This is a genomic window from Methylobacterium sp. 142-1Y (assembly GCF_057747795.1).
Window position 1 is genome coordinate 481,175 of sequence record NZ_CM173224.1, and the last position, 23,441, is coordinate 504,615.

Here is a 23,441-nt window from a genome sequence, read left to right on the forward strand (position 1 = left end):
GCGCTGACAGACAAGGCGCGCCGGCCACGGGCCGATGTGCGCGGCGGAGCCTGTCTCGCCGGGAGGGAGTGCCTTAAGTACAAGGCCTGTCCGCTCCGGCACGAGGATGAGCCCCCCGATGTTCCCAGACGTGAAGCTTCACATCGCCGGCGAGTGGCGCGACGGCGCCTCCGGCCAGACGATGCCGATCCTCAACCCGGCCACCGGCGAGACCCTGAGCCAACTCGCCGTGGCGACCCGCCAGGACCTCGACCAGGCCCTCGAGGCGGCCGATCGCGGCTTCCAGGCCTGGCGCAAGGTCTCGGCCTTCGAGCGCAGCAAGGTGCTGCGCAAGGCCGCCAACCTGCTGCGCGAGCGCGCCGACGAGATCGCCCGGATCATGACCCTGGAGCAGGGCAAGCCGGTGGCGGAAGCCAAGATGGAGGTGCTCGGCGGCGCCGACACCATGGACTGGTTCGCGGAGGAAGGTCGGCGCGCCTATGGCCGGGTGATCCCGCCCCGCGCCGAGGGCGTGATGCAGCTCGTGATCCGCGAGCCGGTCGGGCCCGTCGCGGCCTTCACGCCCTGGAACTTCCCGATCAACCAGGCGGTGCGCAAGGTCTCGGCGGCGCTCTGCACCGGCTGCTCGGTGATCCTCAAGGGGCCCGAGGATACGCCGGCGAGCTGCACCGCCCTGATCCAGGCCCTGTTGGACGCCGGCGTGCCGGGCGACGTGCTCGGCCTCGTCTACGGCGACCCGGCCGAGATCTCCTCCTACCTGATCCCGCATCCGGTGATCCGCAAGATCACCTTCACGGGCTCGACCGCGATCGGCAAGGAGCTCGCCGCGCTCGCCGGCAAGCACATGAAGCGCGCCACGATGGAGCTCGGGGGGCACGCCCCGGCGATCGTCTTCCGCGATGCCGACGTGCAGAAGGCCGTGAAGGTGCTCGGTGCCAACAAGTTCCGCAATGCCGGCCAGGTCTGCGTCGCGCCGACCCGCTTCCTCGTCCACGATTCGGTGTTCGACGCCTTCGTCGACGGCTTCGTCGGCTTCTCCCGCGAGCTCAAGGTCGGCAACGGCCTGGAGCAGGGCGTGACGATGGGCCCGCTCGCCCATGGCCGCCGGATCGAGGCGATGGAGGGCTTCGTCGCCGATGCCGAGCAGAAGGGCGCGCAGCTGCGCACCGGCGGCAAGCGCATCGGCAACCAGGGCAACTTCTTCGAGCCGACGGTCTTCACCGACGTGCCCCTCGACGCCCGGATCATGAACGAGGAGCCGTTCGGGCCGATCGCGGCGATCCAGCGCTTCTCCGACGACGAGGAGGCCTTCGCGGAGGCCAACCGTCTGCCCTACGGGCTGGCCGCCTACGCCTATACCCGCTCGGCCGAGACGGCGACCAAGCTCGCCACGCGGGTCGAGAGCGGCATGATGTCGATCAACCACCACGGCATCGCCCTGCCGGAGACGCCCTTCGGCGGCGTGAAGGATTCGGGCTACGGCAGCGAGGGCGGCTCGGAGGCGATCGAGGCCTACCTCAACACCAAGTTCGTCACCCAGGCGGGCTTCTGAGTGGGGAGGGGGCCGCGCGAGCCGCCCCCTCTTCCGCCGGCGAAATAGGGGTTGCCAAGCCAGAGCGGACCCCTTAGACCGCACCTCACCGGCGGGGCGCACCGCTCCCCCCGGTCAGGCGCCCGTAGCTCAGCTGGATAGAGCACCAGACTACGAATCTGGGGGTCAGAGGTTCGAATCCTTTCGGGCGCGCCATTTTATTCTTGTCGATCACGGTCATGTCCGGACCATCCCGGCACCGACCGTCACATAGTCGAAGACACGATCTTCGATCGGGCGCCCGTAGCTCAGCTGGATAGAGCACCAGACTACGAATCTGGGGGTCAGAGGTTCGAATCCTTTCGGGCGCGCCACTTCTCTCAATCATCGAAAATCAGATCGTCGTGTCTCCGTTCGACGGGCAAGGTTGCCCGGGCGAGCGGCGCCGGTGCGCTCGGCCGGACTACGGCATAGGACACGACGGCTTTGCTCCCTCTCGGCACCGGTCCTTTCCAACCCTCAACATCATTCTGAGGTTTTAGTCGGTCGTAGATCGACTGACCTCGAAGGAGAGCTCCAGACGTCTCAGGTCTATCTGGAGCCCTCTTTCGAGGTTCACTTGCGCTCGCACCTCAGGATGAGATCGTGGGCGGGAGGGGTTGGCGACGGTGCAAGCAGTTCCTGTCGTGTACCGGGCGTGGGGCCAGTCCCCATCCTTGGGCCGGGCGAACGCTCGGTCCTATCGGCGACGAACCCGAAGGCCCGTTCAAAGGCCCCGATGACCTGCGCTGCCGCGTCGATCCGGCCGGTCATGGCCTGTGCTTTCAAGTTCATTTGTCGCGAGAGACACGCTCTAGGCCTGTATTAATTCTGATTAACCATGCCATGCCGGCAAAGCCTGCTTGCGAGCCGCAGGAGCATCCCGCCATCCGGCTCCGTAGCGACTGCGTCAGGACGACGGCCCGTTTACCGGCGACTCAGGTTTGCATGAGAAATTTCCTCAGGCGATCGACCGGTGTGGCGGGGTTTGGACGTGCGTTGTTTCAAGCTCCTGCTGCTGGCCGGAATCCTGTGCCTGCCGCCGGCCCTCGCCGCGGCCGGGGAATGCGGGCCCGAGGCGCTCGGCACCGCGCGCATCCTCGAAGTGCCGTTCGCGCAAGGGCCGGTCGGCCGGGCGAGCTACGGGCGCACTCTGCCGCTCGAGCGCGGCGAGGTGGTGCTGACCTTCGACGACGGCCCGCTGCCCCGGCGCACCAACGCGGTGCTGGCCGCCCTCAAGGCGGAATGCGTGAAGGCGACGTTCTTCGTCATCGGCACGATGGTGGCACAGTTTCCCGAGACCCTGCGCCGCACCGCCGCCGAGGGCCACACCATCGCGACCCATACCTGGTCGCACCGATACCTGAACCGGATCCGCAGCGAGACGGTGCGGCGCGACCAGATCAACGGCGGTCTCGCGGCCGCCCGTACCGTCCTGGCCGACGACGCGGCGCCGTCCCTGTCGCCGTTCTTCCGCTTCCCCGGCCTCGGTCACGGCGCCGCCCTCGACCGTTACGCCGCGGCCCAGAGGCTGGTGCCGTTCAGCATCGACGTCGACGGCGACGACTGGAAGCGGATCGCCCCGGCGGCGGTGATGGCGCGGGTGCTCAAGCGCCTCGATGCGGCGGGGCGGGGGATCATCCTGCTCCACGACATCCAGCCCCGGACCGTCGCGATCCTGCCGGACCTGCTGCGCCAGTTGAAGGCGCGCGGCTATCGCGTCGTCCACGTGGTGCCGGCGCAGGGCGATACGCAGGCCGCGCTGGCGGCCCTGGACGCGCCGCGGGCCAGGCCGATCCGCCTCGCCCTCGACCGGCTCGGCAGCCGCATGGCGGCCCTGCGCGTCGCCGCGCGCCCGCCGGCCTCGTTCGTCGAGGAGGCGCCGCTCGTCCTGCGATCGGGCCTGTTCGAGGAGGCACCGGAGGCGCCGCCATCCCGGGACCAGACCCGATCCGGCGGGGAGGTCCGCGTCGCGCTGATCGCCGACGCCGTGCCGGACGGACCCGCGCCTCGCGCCGGCTGGAGCGGGTTCGTGGTGATCGGCACCGCCCCGCAGGCTGCCGGCTTCCGCGCCGTCGCCGCGGCGAGCGGCCCGCCCCCCCGGTGAGCCCTCCGCCGACCCTGCCGCCCGTCACGGACCTGCCCGGAAAGCCCCCAACGATGCGACGTCTCGGCCGGCTCCTGCCCGCCCTTCTCCTCTGCAGCGCCGGCGTCGCCCAGGCGATGAGCGCCGACGAGTCGCCGGCGGGCTGGTGGGCGCCGAGCCTGCGCGACTGCGCCGATCCGGCGAGCCCGCGGGCTTTCGAGATCCGGCTCAAACCCGCCGCCGAGGCGCGGCTCGACGCGCACGATCTGCGCTGCCGGATCGACAGGGTCTCCGACACGGCGATCGGCTACCGTCTCCACATGCGCTGCTTCCGCTCGGACGAGGACCTGCGCACGGGCACCCATGCGGAGGCCCGGCAGATCGTGGTCGACGCGATCGGTGCAGTGACCATGCGGGCGGATGGGCGGCGCGTCTATCGCTGCCGCTCGCGCCCGGCCGCCGCCATCGGGGCCCCGCGCCAGCCGGTCGCCGCGGAGGCGCCGCCCGCCGGCACCCCGACGGTCCCGGCCCTGCCGCTGCCGGATGCGCCGATGCGCCTGGCCTCGCTCGCCCCCGAGCCGCCCCCGTCCGGGCCGGTCGCCCTGGCGCCGATCGCGCCCGCCGCGCCGTCTCCCGCGGCCTCCGCCCCCGCGCCGGAAACTCCCTTGCGCGTGGCCGCGCCAGAGAATTCCATGCGCGTGGCCGCGCCAGAAAATTCCATGCGCGTGGCCGCGCTTCCCGCCGAGCCGCTGCCGGGGGCCGAGGCACCGCGCCTCGCTCCTCCGCCCGTGCCCCTGCCGGCATTGCGGCGCGGCAAGGTGGTCGCCTATCCCGGCGCGCAAAGTGCCGGTACCATCGTGGTCGATACGGCGGCGCGCCTGCTCTACCTCGTGCGCGGCGACGGCACGGCCGTCCGGTACCGGGTGGCGGTCGGGCGCCCCGGCACGACCTGGAAGGGGATGCAGACGATTACCGCCAAGCAGGAATGGCCGCAATGGACGCCGACGCCGGAGATGCGGCGCAGCCGGCCCGGCCTGCCGCGCCACGTCGCCGGCGGCCCGCGCAATCCCCTCGGGGCCCGGGCGCTCTATCTCGGCTCCACGCTCTACCGCATCCACGGCACCACCGACCCGCGCTCGATCGGCCGGGCCGCCTCGGCCGGCTGCTTCCGGATGCTGAACGACGATGTGATCGAGCTCTACCGCTTCGTGCCCGTCGGCACAAAGGTCCAGGTGATCTGAGGGGCGAAGTGGTCTGAGAGCCGGTTTGAACGCGTAGATCTGCTGGAAACTGAGGGCGAATATGAGATTTTCTACCCTTTCACCTGATACTGAGAGCCTGTCTGAGCAGAAATTTATGAAAAATTCATGAGATTATTTGGGAGATATCCTACCCAGTACCTCATCCTGAGGTGCGACTGAAAGGAGCCTCGAAGGAGGGCTCCAGAAGCCTCCGCGATCCCTGGAGCCCTCCTTCGAGGTCAGTCGATCGTCGATCGACTGACACCTCAGGATGAGGTGGGGGGTCGGAAATTCGAACCTTTCTCAAGTCTTCGGTATAAAACCGTGCTCAAGTAGGCTCTGAGGACCGCTCGGACCGACGAGTCGTCGTCCCTGCTGGATCATCCCGCCGGCCGCAACACCGATTTCGGCATCACCCCGTAGGCCTTCTTGAAGGCGCGGCTGAAATGCGAGAAGTCGCTGAAGCCGCATTGCATCACCACCTGCCCGACATTGCGGGCCTGGCCCTCGGCGAGCAGCCGGTGGGCCAGTTCCAGCCGCTGCTGCCACAGCCAGCGGATCGCCGTGGTGCCGTCCGCCGCGAAGGCGCGGCAGAGCGTGCGCAGGGACACGCCGAGGCGGCTCGCCACCGTGGCGAGGTCGAGGTCCGGATCCTCGATATGGGCGATGAGGAAGGTCTTGGCCTGGCGCACCAGGTCCTCGTCGGCGATCCGGCGCCCCGGCGCCGTCAGGCTCGCCTCCAGCGAGGCGGTGAGCAGGTCGAGGAACGAGTTGCCGAGGCGCTGCGAGCATGTCTCGCTCAGGGGCGATTCGAGTTCGACGATGTCGGTCATGGTGTGGGCGATGGTCGAGGCGAGCGGCTGGCCGGGCCGGACGACCCGGGCCGCCAGATGGGGCAGGTCGGGCAGCCGGGCCGCCATCTGCCGCCGGGCGATCCGGGCGATGATCATCCGGGTGTCCTGCTCGAACTCCCACAGGAAGGGACGCGCCGAATCGTATATCACCAGGTCGCCGACGGCCGGCAGGGCGCAGCGGTCGTCCTGGACCAGCCGGCCGGTGCCGGTCTTCATCAGCGCCACGAACACGTCGTCGTCCGGCATCCGCCGCAGGCAGGCGGCGTCGCGGCGGCTCGCCATCGGCGAGAACCGGATGTCGCAGAGGTTCACCTTGCCCAACGCGACCTTGCGCAGCCGCGCCGCGAAGGGCCGGTCGGGCACCCTCCGGGTCGTCTCCGACGGGCTCAAATGGGCGCAGATCGCGTCGCGCCAGTAGGAGAAGCGGTACGGTTCGGCGAGGACGTTGGTGTCGAAGGTGGTGATCGCGGCGGGCGGGGAGGCAGGCGTGGCCAACGAGGGGGTGAGCGATGCCATGACGGGTCCCTCCGGCTTCTCGCGGCGCGGTTCCGGGCGGCGTGGCACCCCCGGCCACGCGCCGTGCGTCCGCAACGGTTCAAGCAATGCCGATGCCAGACATGGAATGCCGATGCCGGACTTGGCGAACGCTGACGGTCACAGGCCAAGCGGCATGACCCGCCGGGGCAAGACGGGCACTCGGGTTATGGGAAGGATGCGACCGTAAAAGGCGGGAGGCTACCGATGTCCGCGACCCTGCACGACGAATCCCTGGTCTCCCTCGCCGGGGCGATCCGCCGCCGACAGGTGAGCGCGGTCGAGGTGACGGCGGCGATGCTCGCGCGCATCGGCGCCCTGGACGGCGAGTATCGCAGCTACACCACGGTGACCGCGGACCATGCGCTCGCCGCGGCCGCGCGGGCGGACCGGGAGACGGTGCGCGGCATCAGCCGCGGCCCGCTGCACGGCGTGCCGCTCGGCATCAAGGACCTGTGCGACACCCGATTCGCCGCCACCGGGGCCGGCACGGCGATCCATCGCAGCCGGGTGCCGGCATCCGACGCCACCGTGGTCGAGCGGCTGGAGCGGGGCGGGGCGGTGATTCTCGGCAAGCTCGCGATGACCGAGGGCGCCTATACCAGCCACCATCCGGACAATCCGGGTCCGCTCAACCCGTGGAGCCGGGGCCACTGGGTCGGCTCGTCCTCGACCGGATCCGGCGCGGCCGTCGCGGCGCGGCTGTGCTACGGCGCGCTCGGCTCCGACACCGGCGGCTCGATCCGTTTTCCCTGCGCGACCTGCGGGCTCACCGGCATCAAGCCGAGCTGGGGCCGGGTCAGCCGCCACGGGGTCTTTCCGCTCGCCGCCTCCCTCGACCATGTCGGCCCGATGGCCCGCAGCGCCGCCGACGCGGCGGCGATCCTGGGCGTCATCGCGGGCGCCGACCCGCGCGACCCGACGGCGCTGCAGGCGCCGGTGGACGATTATCGGGACGCGACCGGCGGCTCGATCCGCGGCCTCACCGTCGGTATCGACCGGCGCTTCACGACCGAGGGCATCGACCCGGAGGTGATCGCCGCCTTTGCGGGCATCGAGGCGGCGTTGCGCGAGAGCGGCGCGCGAATCCGCGAGGTCGCGATGCCCCCGACCGACGATCTGGTGCGCGGCTGGATCCCGTTCTGCGCGGTCGAGACCGCACTCGCCCATCGGGAGACCTATCCGGCGCGGGCGGCGGAATACGGCCCCGACCTCGCCGGGCTGATCGAGGAGGGACGCGCCGTCACCGGCCAGACGCTCGGCGCGATCTACCACGAGCGCCTGGCCTTTTCGGGCGCCCTGGCGGCCCTGTTCGAGGAGGTCGATTGTCTCCTCGTGCCGACCATGCCGGTTCCGGTGCCGAGCCTTGCCCGGATGGCGGAGTTCGGCCAGGACCCGGAGGTGCTGCTGCGCCTCCTGCGCTTCACCGCGCCGTTCAACTTCTCCGGCAGCCCCACGATCACCCTCCCGGCCGGGATCGACGCGGCAGGACTCCCCCTGAGCGTCCAGCTCGTCGGTCCGCATCTGTCGGAGGCCCTGTTGTGCCGCGCCGGCCACGCGATCCAGCAGGTCACGGACTGGCATGCGCGGCGGCCGGTGGACCTCGCTTGAGAGCGCTCGAGAGTCCCGGTTCTCGCTTGCGGGTGCCGGACCGATTCGGTGTATCATCGCGGCTCCGAGACCGTCTCATACGAAATCCGGAAGATCACTTCCGGATTTCGTATCATCAGCCCGCGCGGCGCCTGAGCGAAGCCGCTTTCCGCATCGCGAAGCGATCAATCGGAAAGCGTATCAGCCCGCCAGCGCCCGCGCCGCCCGCTCGGCCACCAGGATCACCGTGGCGTTGAGGTTGGCGGAGATCATTCGCGGAAATACCGAGGCGTCGGCGACGAACAGGCCGTCGAGGCCGTGGACCGCGAAGCTGTGCGGATCGACGACCGCCCCGGGATCGGTGCCCATCCGGCAGGTGCTCGACGGGTGGTAGAGCGAGGCGAGGTGCCCGCGGACGTGGCGGGCCATCGCCTCGTCGCTCACGCATTCGGCAGAGGGGCTCAGCTCGTGGGCGATCACGTCGGCGAGCGGGCCGGTTGCCGCGATCGCCCGGTTGATCCTGACGCCCTCGACCAGGGTGGCGAGGTCGCGGCCGCCCTCGTCGCTCAAGTAGCGCGGGTCGATCGCCGGCGCCATGACCGGGTCGGCCGAGCGCAGGCGGATCGTGCCGCGGCTCTCCGGCCGTTGCAGTACCGCGAACAGGGTGAAGCCGGAATCCGGATAGAGGAAGCGGCCGTAATCGCGGTGCGGTGCGGCGATGCCGTAGAGTTGGAGGTCGGGCTCGATGCCGGGCCGGCTGGCGACGTGGCCGCCGGCCGCGGCCCAGTTCGAGGTCCGCGGGCCGGTGCGGTACGCCTGCCACTCGCCGAAGCTCTCGGCCGCGTCCAGGGCCCCGACGCCGATCGGGCGCTTCGCCGCAAAGGCGAGGGTGATGGCCGGGTGGTCCTGCAGCTCCCGGCCGACCCCCGGCAAGTCGTGGACCGGCGCGACGCCCACTTCCCCGAGCGCATCCGCCGGGCCGATGCCTGAGAGCATCAGGAGATGCGGCGAGGCGATGGCGCCAGCCGCCAGCACGACCTGACCGGCGAGCGCCCGCTCGGGCCGGCCGTTGCGCAGGTACTCGACGCCGACCGCGCGCCCGCCCTCGATCACGATGCCGGTGACGAGCACGCCGGTCTCGATGGTGAGGTTTCGCCGCGCCCGCGCCGGATCGAGATAGGCCCGCTTGGTCCCGAAGCGCTCGCCGCCCCTGGTGGTCAGCTGGAAGAAGCCGACGCCCTCCTGGCTTCCGCCGTTGAAATCCGGATTCGCCGGGTGGCCGGCCGCCACGGCCGCGTCGTGCCAGAGGGTCTCGCCCTCGTCGCGATAGGGGCAATCCTCGACCGGCAGCGGACCGCCGGTGCCGTGCAGCGGATGGTTGCCGAAGCGGCGATTGTCCTCGGTGGCCAGGAAATCCGGCAGCACGTCGTGCCAGCTCCAGCCGGGACAGCCCATCGCCTCCCAGCCGTCGTAATCCGAGGGCAGGCCGCGCATGTAGATCATCGCGTTGAGCGAGCCCGAGCCGCCGAGCATCCGGCCGCGGGGCCAGAAGATCCGGCGGTGGCGGCAGCCGGATTGGGGCTCGGTGTGGAAGCCCCAATCGACCGCGGTGTCGAACAGGCCCGGCCAGTCGGACGGGATCACGGCGCCGAGCGGCGGTTCGCCGCCCGCTTCGAGCAGCAGCACCCGACGGGCCGGATCGGCGCTCAGCCGACCCGCCAGGACGCAGCCGGCGCTGCCGGCGCCGACGATCAGGATGTCGTAGACGCTCGCGTCTCCGATCGCTTTGCCGATCACCTGGCCGATCAGCTGGCCGATCACCTCGCCGATCACCTGGCCGAGATCTCGTCGGCGGTCACGAGGATCACCTCGCCGTCGAGGATCGGTTGCGCGATGGCAAAGAACCGCGCCACCGCGTCCGAGCCGTTGTGCCGGTCCATCGCCGCAGCGGTGGTGAACCGCTCGTAGGTGGTGAAGCGGGTCGGGTCGCCGGCATCCTGCGAGACGAAGAACCCGACCGTGTCGGGCTCGTTCACGGCGACATGCGCCGCCACGTCGAGGAGGGCGGACCGCAAGGTCTCCTCCGCACCCGGCCTGGCGCGGAGGATGGCGCTGATCGTCTTCACCGGCGGATCCTCAGAACGTCTTCCAGTCGCCGGCCGCCTCGAAGGCGGCGGCGGCCTGGTAGATCGCGCTCTCGTTCCAGTCCTTTGCTGTCAGCATCAGGCCGACCGGCAGGCCGTCGACGAGGCCGCAGGGGATCGACATCGAGGGGTTGCCGGTCACGTCCATCGGCGAGGTCGAGGCGACCATCTCGAAGGCCCGCACGATGATCTCCTCCAGCGGCGCCCCCTTCTCCGGCAGCTTGGTGGCGGTGCAGGGCAGGGTCGGGCAGAGCAGCAGGTCGTATGTGGCGAAGGTCCTGGCAAAGTCCTCCCGCACCTTGCGGGCGAGGTTCTGCGCCTTGGCGTAGTAGCGGCCGCGGTAATGGGTCAGGCCCCACTGGCCGATCAGCATCGAGATCTTCAAGGTTTCCGAGAGGTCGTCGGCGCGGTCGCGCCAGGCCGAGTGGGCGTCGAACAGGCCGACATCGTAGGCGCCCTTCCAGTTGAAGCCCATGCCGTTGCCGAGCATCATCTGCTGGGTGAGGCCCTCGAGCCCGATCGGCGTCCAGACCGAGGCCGCCAGGCGGTAGGCCGGCAGCGACACCTCCTCGACCGTGGCGCCCAGGCGCTCGAACCGGGCCGCCGCGGCCCGGACCTTGTCGGCCACCGCTTCCTGCATCCCGGGGGCGGAGAAGCCTTCCATCAGCAGGCCGATCTTCAGGCCCTTCGCGCCCTTCTTCAGCGCTTCGGTGTAGGGGGCGACCTGCGGCGCGTATTGCCGCGGATCGAGCCCGTCGGGCCCGGCGAGGACCTCGAGCAGCAGGGCGTTGTCGGCGACGCTCGCGGTCATCGGGCCGGTATGGTCGATCGTGGTCTCGATCGGCATCACGCCGGTATAGGGCACGAGGCCGTGGGTCGGCTTCATGCCGTAGATCCCGCAATACGAGGCGGGGATGCGGATCGACCCGCCCTGATCGCCGCCGATCGCCAGATCGACCTCGCCGGCGGCCACCAGGGCGCCGCTGCCGGAGGACGAGCCGCCGGCCGAGTAGCCCATCCGGTGCGGGTTGTGGACCGGCCCCGGATCCGAGGTGTGGCTGCCGCCCGACAGACAGAAGTGCTCGCACACCGCCTTGCCCAGGATGGTGGCGCCGGCATCGAGCATCCGGGTCACGATGGTGGCATCGGACGCGGGCACGAAGCCCTCCAGGGTCGAGGCGCCGTTCATCATCGGCACGCCGGCCAGAGCCACGTTGTCCTTGAGCGCCACGGTTTTAGCCTGGAGCTTGCCGGTCTCGGCGCCCTTCACCTCGCTCTTCCAGTACCAGGCGCCGAGCGGGTTCTCGTCCGGGCTCGGGCGGGTGCCCGGGGTGCGGGGATACTTCACCGGCGGGATGTGGTCCGGCAGGGCGTCGACGACGTCGTAGGCGTCGAAAGAGGCGTCCATCAGCGCGCGATAGGCGGCGGCCTCCTCGTGCGACATCGACATGTAGAGGCTGGCGGCGAGTTCGCGGACCTGGGCGGCACTCGGGCGGGTGATGGCCATGGGGCGTCTCCTTGGGTTTGCATGCGAGAGTGGGAATCGAACCGGCTAGAGAATTTTGCGGTGAAACGGGAACTGCTTCATCAAATAAAATTCAAAACAGAACGCTGTTTAGCGCAATAATAACATACGGCAGGAACATGAAATCGCTGAATCGGCTTTCCTCCCCTCAACCTCATCCTGAGGTGCTGCCGCTTGCGGCAGCCTCGAAGGAGGGTTCCAGAAGCCTGTGCGATCTCTGGAGCCCTCCTTCGAGGTCAGTCGATCTTCGATCGACTAACACCTCAGGATGAGGTTGTGAGTGGAAAGAGCTGCCATGCTTGTGAAACGTCCTGTCATGCACAGTGTTGCAACGGGCTCTGATGGCACTCTAAGCCGCCGCCATCCCGATCCGCCCCGCCAGCAGGTCCTCGCGCGCGACCTCGCCGGTGATGCGGCCCTTCTGGATGCCGAGCACCCGGTCGGATAGCGAGGTGACGAAGTCGAGGTTCTGCTCGACGATGATCATCGACAGGTCCCAGCGCTTCTTCAAGGCCAGCAGCGTCTCGATGATCTCCTCGATGATCGAGGGCTGGATGCCTTCCGTCGGCTCGTCGAGGAGGACGAGCTTCGGCCTAGTGCAGAGGCAGCGGGCGAGCGCGAGCAATTGCTGCTCGCCGCCCGACAGCGCGCCGCCGCGCCGGTCGAGCAGGCGGACGAGGCGGGGAAAGTCGGCGAGCACGTCGTCGATGATACGGGGATCTTCCCGGGGCGCGCTGGCGAGCCCCATGCGCAGGTTCTCGCGCACGCTGAGGGTCGAGAAGATCTCGCGGCCCTGCGGCACCAGGCCCATCCCGAGCCGGGCGCGCTGGTGGACCGGGAGCCGCGTGATCTCGGTGCCGGAGAACCGCACCGCGCCGGTATCGGCGGCGAGGTGCCCCATCAGGGTCCGCATCAGCGTCGTCTTGCCCATGCCGTTATGGCCGAGGATGCCGAGATATTCGCCACTCGCCAGGGTGAAATCGACCCCCATCAGGATCGGTACGCGGCCGTAGCTCGCCCGCAGGCCTTCCACATCCAGCAGAGCGCTCATGCCGCCACCTTCTTGCCGAGATAGACGTCGCGGACCCGCCGGTCGGCGAGCACGGCGTCGATCCCGTCCTCCATCATGATCCGGCCCTGGTGGAACACCGTGACCGTGCGGGCGATCATCTTGATGAACGCCATGTCGTGCTCGACCACGACGATCGCCCGGGTCTTGTTGATCTCGCGGATGATCTCGGCGGTGCGGTGGGTCTCCTCGTCGGTCATGCCGGCGGCGGGCTCGTCGAGGAGGATCAGTTCGGGGTCGCCCGCCAGCACCGTGCCGATCTCGACCCATTGCCGCTGGCCGTGCGAGAGCTGGCCCACGATGGCCTCGGCGAGATGGGTCAGCCGGATCTTTTCCAGGATCTCGTCGACCAGCGGCCGGGTGAATTTCGGCGTCGTCTTGCGGCGGGCCGCGAGCCAGATGTTCTCGCGCACCGATACCCCGTTGAAGACGTTCGGCACCTGCGTCTTGATGCCGATGCCGAGCCGGGCGATCTGGTGGCTCTGCAGGCCGGTCAGCGGCTTGCCGCGGAACGCGATGGTGCCTGAGGTCGGCGTGAGCTGCCCGGTCAGCATCTTGAAGAACGTGCTCTTGCCGGCGCCGTTCGGGCCGATCAGGCAGCGCAGCTCCATCTCGCCTAAAGTGAAGCTCACGTCGTCGTTGGCGACGACGCCGCCGAAGCGCATCGTCAGGTTCTCGGTCTTCAGGAGGGGGACGAGGGGATCCATCTCATTCGGCTCCCGCGGTCTGGGTACGGGCGGCGGTGGAGACGAGGGGGCGCCGACTGGCCTTGCGGCCGAATCCGGCAAGCGCGTCGCGCAAGGTCGGCACGATGCCCTTCGGCAGCAGCAGCACGAAGCCGACCAGGATGACGCCGAGCACCAGGTTCGAGTTGAAGGCCTGCTGCGAGCCGATCTTCGCGTTGAGGTACTGGATCAGCACGCAGCCGACGACCGGGCCGATCAGGGTACCGAGGCCCCCGACGGTGATCCAGATGATGATCTCGGCCGAGAGCGACAGCGAGAAGATCGTCGGCCCGACGAAGGCGCCCCAGTTGACGTAGAGCGCGCCGGCCAGCCCGGCGACGGCGCCGCCGACCATGAACACGCCGAGCTTGATCAGGCGCGGGTCGTAGCCGAGCAAGGCCGCCCGGGTCTCGTTCTCCCGCACCGCGACGGCGATGCGGCCGAAGGGGCTGGCGAGCAGCAGGCGCATCAGGAGATACACGCCGATCAGCGTGAAGCCGGTGACCAACCACGAGGCTTCGGGGCTGAGCACCGCATCCGGCGTGTAGGGGGCGTTGAAGGTCGGCACCGACGGGATGCCGTTGAAACCGCCGAGCCGTGCCTGGCCGATCGTGTAGGCGTCGCCCGCCGTCGAGTTGACGACGTTGAACAGGATCAGCGTGACGGTGAGCGTGATGACCCCGAGATAGACCTCGCTGATCCGGCCGTAGAACACGAAATAGCCGAGAGCCGCTGCGAACAGGGCCGGGAACAGGATCGCCAGCAGGATCGCGTTGGTCGAATCGCCGAAATTGATCGCCGCGATGGCGTAGGTGTAGCCGCCGAGACCGAAGAACGCGGTCTGGCCGAAGGACAAGATGCCGCCGAAGCCCCAGATGAAGGCGAGGCTGAGCGCCAGCACCCCCATGGCGGCAAACAGCGTCAGCTGCATCAGGGTGAAGAGTTCGAGATAGATGGGCAGCACGGCCACCAGACCGAGGGCGACGAGGACGGCCAGGGCCTGGAGCCCGAGCGTGAGGCGAGCGGGCATTTAGAGCGTTCCCTTGAAGAAGCGGCCGGAGATGCCCTGCGGCAAGAGCCGGATCAGCAGGATCGCGGAGAGGAACAGGATCACTTCGCCATAGACCGGGGTGGTGAAGTAGGCGCCGAGCTGGTTGACGAGGCCGAACAGGCCGGCGGCCGAGAGCGTGCCCGAGATGATCGCTGCGCCCCCACCCACCACGGTGATGAAGCACTTGGCGACGAAGGCGGTGCCCATCACCGGGGTGATGCCGGAGACCGGTGCCAGGAGTCCGCCGGCGAGCCCCGTGACCGCCGCCCCGATGCCGAAGGTCGCCATGTAGATCTTCGCCGGGTTGACCCCCAGCGTCGCGGCCATGCCGGGATTGAGCATCACCGCCCGGGCGACGAGGCCGAAGCGGGTGAACCGCAGCACGCCGTAGACGAGCGCCATCACCAGGACCGCCATGCCGAGCAGGAAGATCGTGTACCAGCTCGACCGGTAGGCCCCGACCTGGAACCCGCCGAGCGGCGTCGGCACCCCGTTGATGGTGTTGCCGAAGATCGTCGTCACGAGGCCGATCAGGCACAGGCTCAGGCCCCAGGTCGCCAGCATCGAATCGACGAGGCGCCCGTACAGGAACCGGATCAGGCAGCGCTCGATGACGAGCCCGACCAGCCCGACGAAGAGCGGCGCCACCACCAGCATCGCGATCCAGATGTTGAGCCCGGCATTGGCCGAGATCACCGTGGCATAGGCGCCGAGCATCACGAACTCGCCGTGGGCCAGGTTGATGATCTTCATCATCCCGAAGATGATCGCCAGGCCGAGGCAGAGCAGGAACAGGGAGGCGGCCCCGTTCACGACGTCGAGCGCGATGATGAGCGACAGATCCATGGCGTCATCCGGGCGGGGGAGGGGACCGAGCCGGAACTCGGTCGACGGCAATGCTAATTTCCCACCCACGACCTCATCCTGAGGTGCGACTGAAAGAACCTTCGAAGGAGGGCTCCAGATGCCGCTGCGATCCCTGGAATCCTCCTTCGAGGTCAGTCGATCGAAGATCGACTGACACCTCAGGATGAGGTCGCGGGAAGGAGGGAAAGAGGCTCGAATCGACCCTCAGATCGAAATCTCATACTGCTTGTTGTCGCGGGGGTTCTTGACCAGGTTGCACACCGCGGCGGTGTCCTGGGGCTTGGCGTCCGGGTAGGTCTCGCGCACGTCCCATTTCCGGTCCTTGACCGCCGCCAGGTAGGCGTTGCGGGTGACGTGATGGGTGGCATGGTCGATCGTCACCTTGCCGGTCGGCCCGTCGAAGGAAAGTCCCGTCTCCAAGGCCTCCGTCACCGCCATCCGGTCGATCGACTTCGCCGTCTTCACCCCCTCGACCCAGAGATAAAAACCCTCGTAGGTCGCCGCCGCCAATTCGCTGATATAGGGGATGCCGGGCGATTGCTTCTTCAGCTTGGCGACGTAACTCGTGCTCGCCGGGGTCGTCAGTTCCTCGAAATAGCCGTAGGCGCCGAGGATGCCGTCGCTCTCGGCGGCGTTGAGGGTGGTGGGCTCGTTGACGAGGCCGAAGGTGGTCGAGGCGATCGGGATCTGGTCCTTCATCCCGGCCGAGGTCCATTGCCGGTAGAACGCCGTGTGGTTGCCGCCGACCAGCGCCGAGAGCAGCAGGTCGGGCTTCGCCGCCTGGATCTTCGAGATCGTCGGGCCGAAATTCGTCACGTCGAGCGGGAAGAAATCGACCGCGACGGTCTCGCCGCCGTTGTCCTTGACGTATTTCTGCATCCACTTGGCGGTGATCTGGCCGTAATTGTAGTCGGCAGCGATGACGTAGACCTTCTTCGCCGGCTTTCCCCCCTTGGTCATCGCGAAAGGAACCAGCTTCTCCACCGTCTGGGCCGGGGTGGTGCCGGTGCAGAAGGTGTTGCGGTCGCAGACCCCGCCCTCGTACAGCACGTTGTAGAAGTACAGCACCTTGAAGCGGTTGAAGGTCGGGCGGATCGCCTCGCGCGAGGCCGAGGTGATGCCGCCATGGACCACCGCCACCTTGTCGCGCACGGCGAGCTGCTGGGCATACTGCGAATACATCTGGATGTTCGACTGGGTGTCGTAATGCACCAGCTGCAGCGGCCGGCCCAGCAGGCCGCCGGCGGCATTCACCTCCTCGATGCCGAGCTTCAGGCTCTCGACCATCGGCGTGCCGGAGGCGGCGAGCGGGCCCGACTGGTCGTGCAGCGAGCCGACCAGGATCGGCGTCTCGGCTTTGGCCGAGCGGAGCAGGGCGGGCATCGCCAGGGTCGAGAGCGGGACGGCGGAGGCGGTGCGGAGAAGGTCGCGACGTGAGAGGGCCATCCGGGTCCGGGCTCCTGGCTGCTTGGGCCGACAACTGCTTGGGCCGACGACCCCTTGGGCCGACGACCCGAGGTTAGAAGAGGCCGGAGGACCGGCGCTTGCCTGTGCTGACCAAAAAATTGGACTGCCCGTGCCAGGGCGCAGGCCTGCGGCTTTCCGGGGCAAGCCGGACGATCTTCTCCGCGTTTGTGTGATGAGAGAAAATTCTTCCGCTATACACCTATTAGATAGAGGATTTTTCTTATATCCGCGCCGTTCTTGCACCGCGGCAGGACGATGCCCTAAGCGGACACGGATTCTTCCCCAACAACGGCCGGCCATGACCATCACGCGACGCAGCATCCTCGGGGCAGCCCCGGTCCTGGCGGCCTGCGCCCTGAATGGCGGCCGGGCCCTGGCGCAAGGTCGCACCGCCCCGCTCCGTGTCGGCGTGATCCCGATCCTCGCCGCCGCGCCGATCTACATCGCCGAGAAGGAAGGCTGGCTGAAGCAGGCCGGGCTGTCGCTCGCGATCACCACCTTCGAGTCCGGCCCGAACATGATCCAGGCGCTCGCCTCGGGGACCCTCGACGTCTATGTCGCCGGTGTCGCGCCGCTCGGCGTCGCGCGCTCCAAGGGCATCGACGTGAAGGTGGTGGCCGCCACCTCGGTCGAGGAGAACGTCGTCGTCGCCGGTCCCAAGCTCGCCCGCTTCGCCGAGAAGGGCGTCGCCCCGGCCGAGGTGTTCAAGCGCTACCGGGACTCCGCCGGTACCCCGGCGCGGCTCGCGACCCAGCCCCTCGGCTCGGTGCCCAACACCACCCTGCAGCACTGGCTGTGGGAGGTGGCGAAGGTCGATCCGAAGGACGTGACGATCGTCTCGATGGGGATCGACGCGACCCAGCAGGCGATCCTCGCCGGCGCGGTCGAGGGCGGCATCCTGCGCGAGCCCGCGGTCTCGATCGTCACCGGCCGCAACCCGGCGGTCCGCCTGATGGCGCTCGGCGGTGAGATGTTCCCGAGCCAACCCGGCACCGTCGTCGCCGTCACCCGCGCGCTCCTCGATCGCGAGCCCGACGCCGTGCAGGCCATCGTGACCGGCATCGTCCGGGCGGTCGACCTGATCGGCCGCGAGCCGGACCGCGTCGCGCCGATCGTCGAGGGCGCGCTCGGCAAGGGCCTCGTCGACACCGCCACGATCCGCCGGGCCCTCGCCTCGCCGGCGACGCGCTTCACCGCCGATCCCCGCCCGATCGTGGAGCCGACGGCGGCGATGCAGCGCTATCAGGTCAAGATCGGCGCGCTCGACCGCGAGGTCCCCCTCGACGGGCTGTTCGAGCCGCGCTTCTACGAGCGCGCGGTCGCGGGCAAGTAAAGAACAACCGATGCGATCCCGCCCCGCGGCGGCCCTGCTCCCGCTCGTGGGACTCGCCGCCTTCTTCGCCCTGTGGGAGGCCGTGCCCCGGCTCGGCCTCGTCAACCCGGCCTTCCTCCCTCCGCCCTCGGTGCTGCCGGAGGCCTTCTTGCGCGAGTTGCGCTCCGGCCAGTGGCTGGCGGCGGTGACCGGAAGCCTCGGACACTACCTCGCGGGCCTCGCCCTCGGCGTCGGCCTCGGCATCGCCGCCGGCACGCTCACGGGGATGTCGCGCACCGCGGAAGGGCTGACCGCCTGGGTGGTGCGGGTCTTACGCCCGGTGCCGGGCCTCGCCTGGGTGCCGTTCGCGATCATCTGGTTCGGGGTCAGCCCGGAGGCGGCCCTGTTCATCGTCGCGATCGGGGTGTTCTGGATCGTCTATTTCGCGGCCCACGGGGCGATCCGCGGCGTCGACCGCGACCTGATCGAGCTCGCCGCCGCCTTCGGCTTCCGCTCCGCCCCCGAGCGGCTGGTCACGGTGGTGTGGCCGGCGGCGATGCCCGGCATCCTCGTCGGCGTGCGCACCGCCATCGGGCAGGCCTGGATGGCCGTGGTGGCCGCCGAAATCTTCGGCGTCGCGGGCCTAGGCCAGCGGATGATGCAGGCCTCGACCCTGCTCGCGACCGACATCGTCGTCGTCTACATGCTCACCATGGCGCTGCTCTACGGCGTGTTCGATGCCGGCTTCACCGCCCTCCAACGCTGGATTCTCAGATGGCGGGCCTGATCGCGATCCAGGGCCTCGCCCTGACCTTCACCCGCGACGGCATCCGCACCACGGTGCTGTCGGATCTCGACCTCGACATCGAGCCCGGCGAGTTCCTGGCGATCGTCGGCGCCTCCGGCGTCGGCAAGTCGACGCTGCTCCGCGTCATCGCCGACCTGGTCAACCCAAGCGCCGGCACCGTCTCGGTGAGCGAGCCGGAAGCAGGCCGCCGGGCGGTCGCCCTGGTGTTCCAGGATTCGCGCCTGCTGCCCTGGCGCCGCGTCCTCGACAACGTCGCCTTCGGGCTCGAGAAGCTGCGGTTGCCCCGGGCCGAGCGGCGCCGGCGGGCGCAAGCCGCCCTCGACCGGGTGGGCCTCGGTGCACTGGCCGGGCGCTGGCCGTTCCAGCTCTCCGGCGGCCAGCGCCAGCGGGTGTCGCTCGCCCGCGCGCTCGCGGTCGAGCCGCACGTGCTGCTGATGGACGAGCCGTTCTCGGCCCTCGACGCGCTCACTCGCGAAAACCTCCAGGACGAGCTCGCCCGGCTCTGCCGCGCCTCGGGCCAGACGGTCCTGTTCGTCACCCACGACATCGAGGAAGCGGTCTACCTCGCCGACCGGGTCGTGGTGCTGGCGGGGGCACCCGGGCGCATCGTCGCCGCCCACCGGATCGCGACGGCCCAGCCGCGCGACCGGGCGGCGCCGGAGCTGAAGGCGATGACGCAGGTGATCCGGGAGGAGTTGCTGGGGGCAGCCGGGGGATAGGGGTCGAATCCGCATGGCGTCCCTCGATGACGTCGGCGCGCGCGTACCGCGGATGACCGCTCCCGACCCGATCGCGAAAAAGGCCCCGGCAAGGCTGCCGCCGCCCACGCCCCGCAACGCTGCGGTGCCAGGTCTTGGTGTCAAATCAAGTCTTGGTGCCAAGTCGGGTCTTGGTGCCAAGTCGGGTCTTGGTGCCAAGTCGGGTCTTGATGCCAAGTCTTGCCAACGGTCGGCGAGGCCGACCGTTGGCTCCATGCTCGCGCCGTCATCGATCCCGTGCCCGAGCGTCGCTCCGGCACGATTCCGGATGTCGAGCGACATCCGGAGACCGGCGATCGGGTCTTCGGTTCAGACGAAGACGAAGTTGTCCTGGCTGAAGTTCTTGCCCGCGAGGTCCGACAGGGACGAGACGTCGCTGAAGCGGGCGATCGAAGCCGCTTCGTTCACATCCTGCACGTAGAGCAGATTGCCCGTCCCGACCGTCGTGTCGAAGTAGAGGATCAAGTCGCCGGTCTGCTCACCGGTGACCGCGGCCGCCGCGGCGGCGGCGGATGCGAAGCCCTGGTCGGTCAGAACCAGCACGCTCTCGCCTGTCGCTCCTGCCGCGGCGCCGGCGTAGAAGCTGTCGACCCGCGTGGAGGGGCCGCCCGACGCCTTGTTGACGAAGTTCGCTCCGGACTGATCGGCGCCGAGTCCCGCGGCATCGAAGTTCAGGCGGTCGTCCGATGCCTGGAAATCGGCGATCACGGTGTAGCCCGGCAGGAGCGCGCCACCGCCGAGCGCCAGCGGGTTGGCGAACTTGAACTCGAAGATGTCGCGCCCGCTGCCTCCGGTCAGGGTGTCGAACCCGTCGCCCTGATAGAGGATGTCGTCCCCGTCACCGCCGCCGAGACTGTCGTCGGCAAAGTCGCCACGCAGAGCCATGCGTCCGTCGTCGCCGTAGAGGATGTCGTTGCCGTCTCCCCCGTCGAGACGATCGGCACCGGCCCCGCCGATGAGGGTGTCGTTGTCCTGCTCGCCGAGCAGCAGATCGTCGCCCGCATTGCCGAACAGCAGATCGGAACCGAAGAAGCCGGTCACCGTGTCCGCACCGTCGCCGCCCGACACGACATCGTCGTCGACATCGCCGTAGAGCAGGTCGTTGCCCGCACCACCATCCAGCGTGTCGCGTCCGGCAAATCCGTGGAGGACGTCGTCGCCGTCGCCGCCGAGGCCCAGATCGGCACCGTCGCCGCCGTCGAGGTAATCGTTGCCCTGGCCGCCGAACAGCACGTCGTCGCCGTCGCCACCCTCCACGATGTCGTTGCCGTCCCCTCCGTCGAGCCAATCGGCATCCTGCTCGCCGCTGACGAGGTCGTTGCCCTCGCCTCCGCGCAGGGTGTCGCGGCCGAAGAAGCCCCGCAGGGTATCGTCGCCCGACCCGCCGTCGACGACGTCGTTGCCGACGTCACCGAAGAGGATGTCTCCTCCCGCGAGCCCGAAGATCGTATCGTCGCCGCCGAATCCGTGAATGAAATCGTCGAATTCTCCGCCGGTGAGCGAACTCGACGCGTCGGTATCGAGAATCGTCAGCGGCCGGTCGGTGTCGTCGTCCAGAATCGTCAGCACGGCGCTGCCGACGCCGATCGTCGACGGCTGGTTGACCGACACGATGCGCAGGCCGAAGGTTTCGTCGGCCTCGACCAGGCGGTCTCCCTGCACGGAGACCGTGACGGTCCGGGATGTCTCGCCGTCGGCGAAGCTGACCGAGACCGGGATGCCGGCGACATCCTCGGCATCGGCCGTGCCGAAGGCCGCGAGCGTGACGGTGGCGGCGCCGGAAGCGACGTCGCGCGAGACGGTGAACGAGACGTCGCGGGCTCCCGCGTCGCCCTCGGCCACCGATGCATCGCCGAGGCCGATCGAATAGATGGGGGCGGCGAGCACCTTCAGCAGCGTCTCGACCACCGTCGAGGCGTTCGAGGCCGTGAAGACGGCGCCGCCGGATTCCGTCGCGATCGTCCCGAAGGCGGCTGCCGTGCTCGGCTCGCTCCCGATGACGACGGTGTAGATCTGAACCGGCACGACGCCGCTCGATGCCTCCGTCGATGGATCCGCGACGGAGAAGCTGGTCACGAACAGACCGGGCGCCATCGACCGGGTCACCGGTGAGGTGGGCACGTCCACGTTGAGGTTGCGAGCCAGGCGATAAACCTGGGCGGCCAGATCGACGTCCTTCGGAGGAGCATCGCCGAACAGGATGATCCGGCGCGCCGCCGCATCCGTGCGCCAGGTGCCGGCGCGTCCGTCGAGCGCGCGCAGCAGCCCGGCATTGACGGCCTCCGGAAAATCGCCGCCGCCACCGACGCTGATGCGGTTGATCGCGGCGATCGCCGCGCTCTTGCGGTCGTCCGGGTCGGGCTGCTCGGTGAACCGCAGAAAGGTCTCGGTCGCCGGATCGTTGTAGCCGACGACGGCGACCCGCGAGTTCAGCAGCCCGCGGCCGGGATCGAAGATGCCGTTGAGGATGGCCGCCGACTGCGCTTTGACCGCGTCGATGTCGTCGAACATGCTGCCCGTCGTGTCGATCACGAAGGCGACGTCCTGGCCGGGCCGGAGATTGACGGTCAGGTCGGAGAAGCGCGCGAACTCGACGTCCTTGAGAGTATCGACGCCATCCCTGCCGGTTTTGGAGTCGGAAATCACGACCGACCCGTCGGTCATGTATTCGATGTCATAATCGCTATAGGCGCCTGCATATAGGGAGGTGTCGCTCCCAGATCCGCCCTCGATGGTATCGTCTCCTTCTCCGCCGACGATCAGATCGTTTCCTCCGCCGCCCCGGAGCTTGTCGGAACCCGAAAATCCTTCGATGGAATCATTGCCTGTGCCGGCCAAGATATCATCAGAGGCAGCCTCGCGGCCAATATAATAAGTTGCTTGGTTATGGTGACTCGAAGAAACTGATGCGAAATCTGTGACGGGCCCATCCGTATCGACAAAGACGACGTTCGAATCGGGGGTCATCTCGGAGAAGAATTTTGATTTTATGATAATTTCAAGTGCATCTACGTAATTGTTTTTATCGTGCGGCTCTGTGCGGGGAAATCCTGGGAAAGAATACGTATCGTCATACCATAACGTATTATCAGCAGTCGATGAAAATTCGTTACTGGATAAGGGGCTGCTCAACCGCGGCAATATCTTGTATACGATGTCATTTTCAAATCCAATATTCAATATATTTTGACTGTCTGCAACCTTTGGGGTCGCAAATGTGATGTAGCCCGCCGCACTAAATGCGCCGCCATACCTATCGAATGATACATCTCTTAGGATATTTGCAGCGGCCGCGCCAAGACTGTGACCGGTAACAAATAGATGGTTAAATCCAGCCGTTGTGGCATAAGAAGAAACCGCATCTAAAAACGAATTATAGGCATTTATATAGTTATTATTTCCAATGATATCTAAATATGTGACTGCATCAAATTTTTCGTCTGTTCCTCTAAAAGAAATTGTTAAACTGTCTCCTTTTTTAAAGACAGCGGCCGCTGGAAGTCCTAAAAATCCCAGGCCGGCCTCAAAATAATCACCAAAAGACCCGCTTAATACACCGGAAACAAAACCAACATCACTTCCCCTTACGCGCGTCCACTTCTCACCTGGCTCACCTCCATCTGTATATGCAGATCTCGCCAGTTTTGCCATCTCAGCGATTGTCTTAGGGTCTGCCGACAATCCCCCAAAATAGGGCATTTTTCTCTCCCTTGATGCTGAATTGGTCGCTTGTGTGAAATTTTGTCACGATACTGTTTCTGGATATCAGCGGAGGAGCTCACTTGCAAGTCCAGGCGAGAATGCTGGCAAGTTGCACCAATAATGACGACCAAAACAAAT

The 23,441-nt window shown here is 67.9% G+C and carries 17 protein-coding genes, 2 tRNA genes and 1 pseudogene; 9 read left to right on the top strand and 11 right to left on the bottom strand.

The window, feature by feature from the left end; genetic code table 11:
* Positions 1-118 precede the first annotated feature (118 nt).
* From AC3AOF_RS02200 to AC3AOF_RS02220, 5 genes are all read left to right on the top strand, one after another.
* The gene (locus tag AC3AOF_RS02200; RefSeq protein ID WP_488347566.1) at positions 119-1,552 is read left to right on the top strand and encodes an NAD-dependent succinate-semialdehyde dehydrogenase; all 1,434 of its coding nucleotides are present in this window, start codon (positions 119-121) and stop codon (positions 1,550-1,552) included.
* Positions 1,553-1,670: 118 nt separating this feature from the next.
* Positions 1,671-1,747, top strand: a tRNA-Arg gene (locus tag AC3AOF_RS02205).
* Between the two features lie 81 nt (positions 1,748-1,828).
* Positions 1,829-1,905: transfer RNA gene (locus AC3AOF_RS02210), tRNA-Arg, on the top strand.
* Between the two features lie 659 nt (positions 1,906-2,564).
* On the top strand, positions 2,565-3,677 hold the full coding sequence (locus AC3AOF_RS02215; protein ID WP_488347567.1) for a polysaccharide deacetylase family protein: 1,113 nt from the start codon (positions 2,565-2,567) through the stop codon (positions 3,675-3,677).
* 53 nt (positions 3,678-3,730) lie between these two features.
* Entirely contained in the window at positions 3,731-4,897 is a 1,167-nt protein-coding gene (locus tag AC3AOF_RS02220) for a L,D-transpeptidase (protein WP_488347568.1), read from the top strand.
* Between the two features lie 380 nt (positions 4,898-5,277).
* Here AC3AOF_RS02220 and AC3AOF_RS02225 read toward each other — a convergent pair whose 3' ends face one another.
* Positions 5,278-6,267: a helix-turn-helix domain-containing protein gene (locus tag AC3AOF_RS02225; RefSeq protein ID WP_488347569.1), complete on the bottom strand. Its 990-nt coding sequence runs from the start codon at positions 6,265-6,267 to the stop codon at positions 5,278-5,280.
* Positions 6,268-6,492: 225 nt separating this feature from the next.
* Here AC3AOF_RS02225 and AC3AOF_RS02230 point away from each other — a divergent pair, with 225 nt between their 5' ends.
* Complete coding sequence (locus tag AC3AOF_RS02230; RefSeq protein ID WP_488347570.1) at positions 6,493-7,896, top strand: amidase; 1,404 nt, start codon at positions 6,493-6,495, stop codon at positions 7,894-7,896.
* Between the two features lie 180 nt (positions 7,897-8,076).
* Here AC3AOF_RS02230 and AC3AOF_RS02235 read toward each other — a convergent pair whose 3' ends face one another.
* From AC3AOF_RS02235 to AC3AOF_RS02270, 8 genes are all read right to left on the bottom strand, one after another.
* The gene (locus tag AC3AOF_RS02235) at positions 8,077-9,708 is read right to left on the bottom strand and encodes a GMC family oxidoreductase (RefSeq protein ID WP_488347571.1); all 1,632 of its coding nucleotides are present in this window, start codon (positions 9,706-9,708) and stop codon (positions 8,077-8,079) included.
* Positions 9,705-10,001, bottom strand: a complete 297-nt coding sequence (locus AC3AOF_RS02240; RefSeq protein WP_236990923.1) for a putative quinol monooxygenase — start codon at positions 9,999-10,001, stop codon at positions 9,705-9,707. The genes AC3AOF_RS02235 and AC3AOF_RS02240 overlap by 4 nt, the downstream gene beginning before the upstream one ends.
* A 10-nt stretch (positions 10,002-10,011) precedes the next feature.
* Positions 10,012-11,526 (bottom strand): amidase, encoded by a 1,515-nt coding sequence (locus AC3AOF_RS02245; RefSeq protein ID WP_488347572.1) that lies wholly within the window; start codon positions 11,524-11,526, stop codon positions 10,012-10,014.
* Positions 11,527-11,893: 367 nt separating this feature from the next.
* Positions 11,894-12,595 (bottom strand): ABC transporter ATP-binding protein, encoded by a 702-nt coding sequence (locus AC3AOF_RS02250; protein WP_488347573.1) that lies wholly within the window; start codon positions 12,593-12,595, stop codon positions 11,894-11,896.
* Entirely contained in the window at positions 12,592-13,320 is a 729-nt protein-coding gene (locus AC3AOF_RS02255) for an ATP-binding cassette domain-containing protein (RefSeq protein ID WP_488347574.1), read from the bottom strand. Before AC3AOF_RS02255 ends, AC3AOF_RS02250 begins: the two co-directional genes overlap by 4 nt.
* A 1-nt stretch (position 13,321) precedes the next feature.
* A complete protein-coding gene (locus AC3AOF_RS02260; protein ID WP_488347575.1) occupies positions 13,322-14,368 on the bottom strand; it encodes an ABC transporter permease subunit in 1,047 nt (348 codons plus the stop codon).
* The gene (locus AC3AOF_RS02265; protein ID WP_236990928.1) at positions 14,369-15,235 is read right to left on the bottom strand and encodes a branched-chain amino acid ABC transporter permease; all 867 of its coding nucleotides are present in this window, start codon (positions 15,233-15,235) and stop codon (positions 14,369-14,371) included.
* Between the two features lie 225 nt (positions 15,236-15,460).
* Positions 15,461-16,702, bottom strand: a complete 1,242-nt coding sequence (locus tag AC3AOF_RS02270) for an urea ABC transporter substrate-binding protein (RefSeq protein WP_488347576.1) — start codon at positions 16,700-16,702, stop codon at positions 15,461-15,463.
* A 319-nt stretch (positions 16,703-17,021) separates the two neighbouring features.
* Between AC3AOF_RS02270 and AC3AOF_RS02275 the strand changes: the two genes are divergently transcribed.
* The 3 genes from AC3AOF_RS02275 to AC3AOF_RS02285 are packed head-to-tail and all read left to right on the top strand — an operon-like array spanning position 17,022 to position 19,562.
* Entirely contained in the window at positions 17,022-18,056 is a 1,035-nt protein-coding gene (locus AC3AOF_RS02275; protein ID WP_488347577.1) for an ABC transporter substrate-binding protein, read from the top strand.
* Between the two features lie 10 nt (positions 18,057-18,066).
* Complete coding sequence (locus tag AC3AOF_RS02280) at positions 18,067-18,822, top strand: ABC transporter permease (RefSeq protein WP_236990931.1); 756 nt, start codon at positions 18,067-18,069, stop codon at positions 18,820-18,822.
* Positions 18,810-19,562 carry an ABC transporter ATP-binding protein gene (locus AC3AOF_RS02285; protein ID WP_488347578.1) on the top strand — a complete coding sequence of 251 codons (753 nt, stop codon included), beginning with the start codon at positions 18,810-18,812 and terminating at the stop codon, positions 19,560-19,562. The genes AC3AOF_RS02280 and AC3AOF_RS02285 overlap by 13 nt, the downstream gene beginning before the upstream one ends.
* Before the next feature lie 348 nt (positions 19,563-19,910).
* Here the strand turns inward: AC3AOF_RS02285 and AC3AOF_RS02290 are convergent, their stop codons facing one another.
* The gene (locus AC3AOF_RS02290; protein ID WP_488348948.1) at positions 19,911-22,439 is read right to left on the bottom strand and encodes a VWA domain-containing protein; all 2,529 of its coding nucleotides are present in this window, start codon (positions 22,437-22,439) and stop codon (positions 19,911-19,913) included.
* A 411-nt stretch (positions 22,440-22,850) separates the two neighbouring features.
* Positions 22,851-23,300 (bottom strand): annotated as a pseudogene (locus AC3AOF_RS02295) (alpha/beta hydrolase family protein); the annotation flags it as partial.
* Positions 23,301-23,441 lie beyond the last annotated feature (141 nt).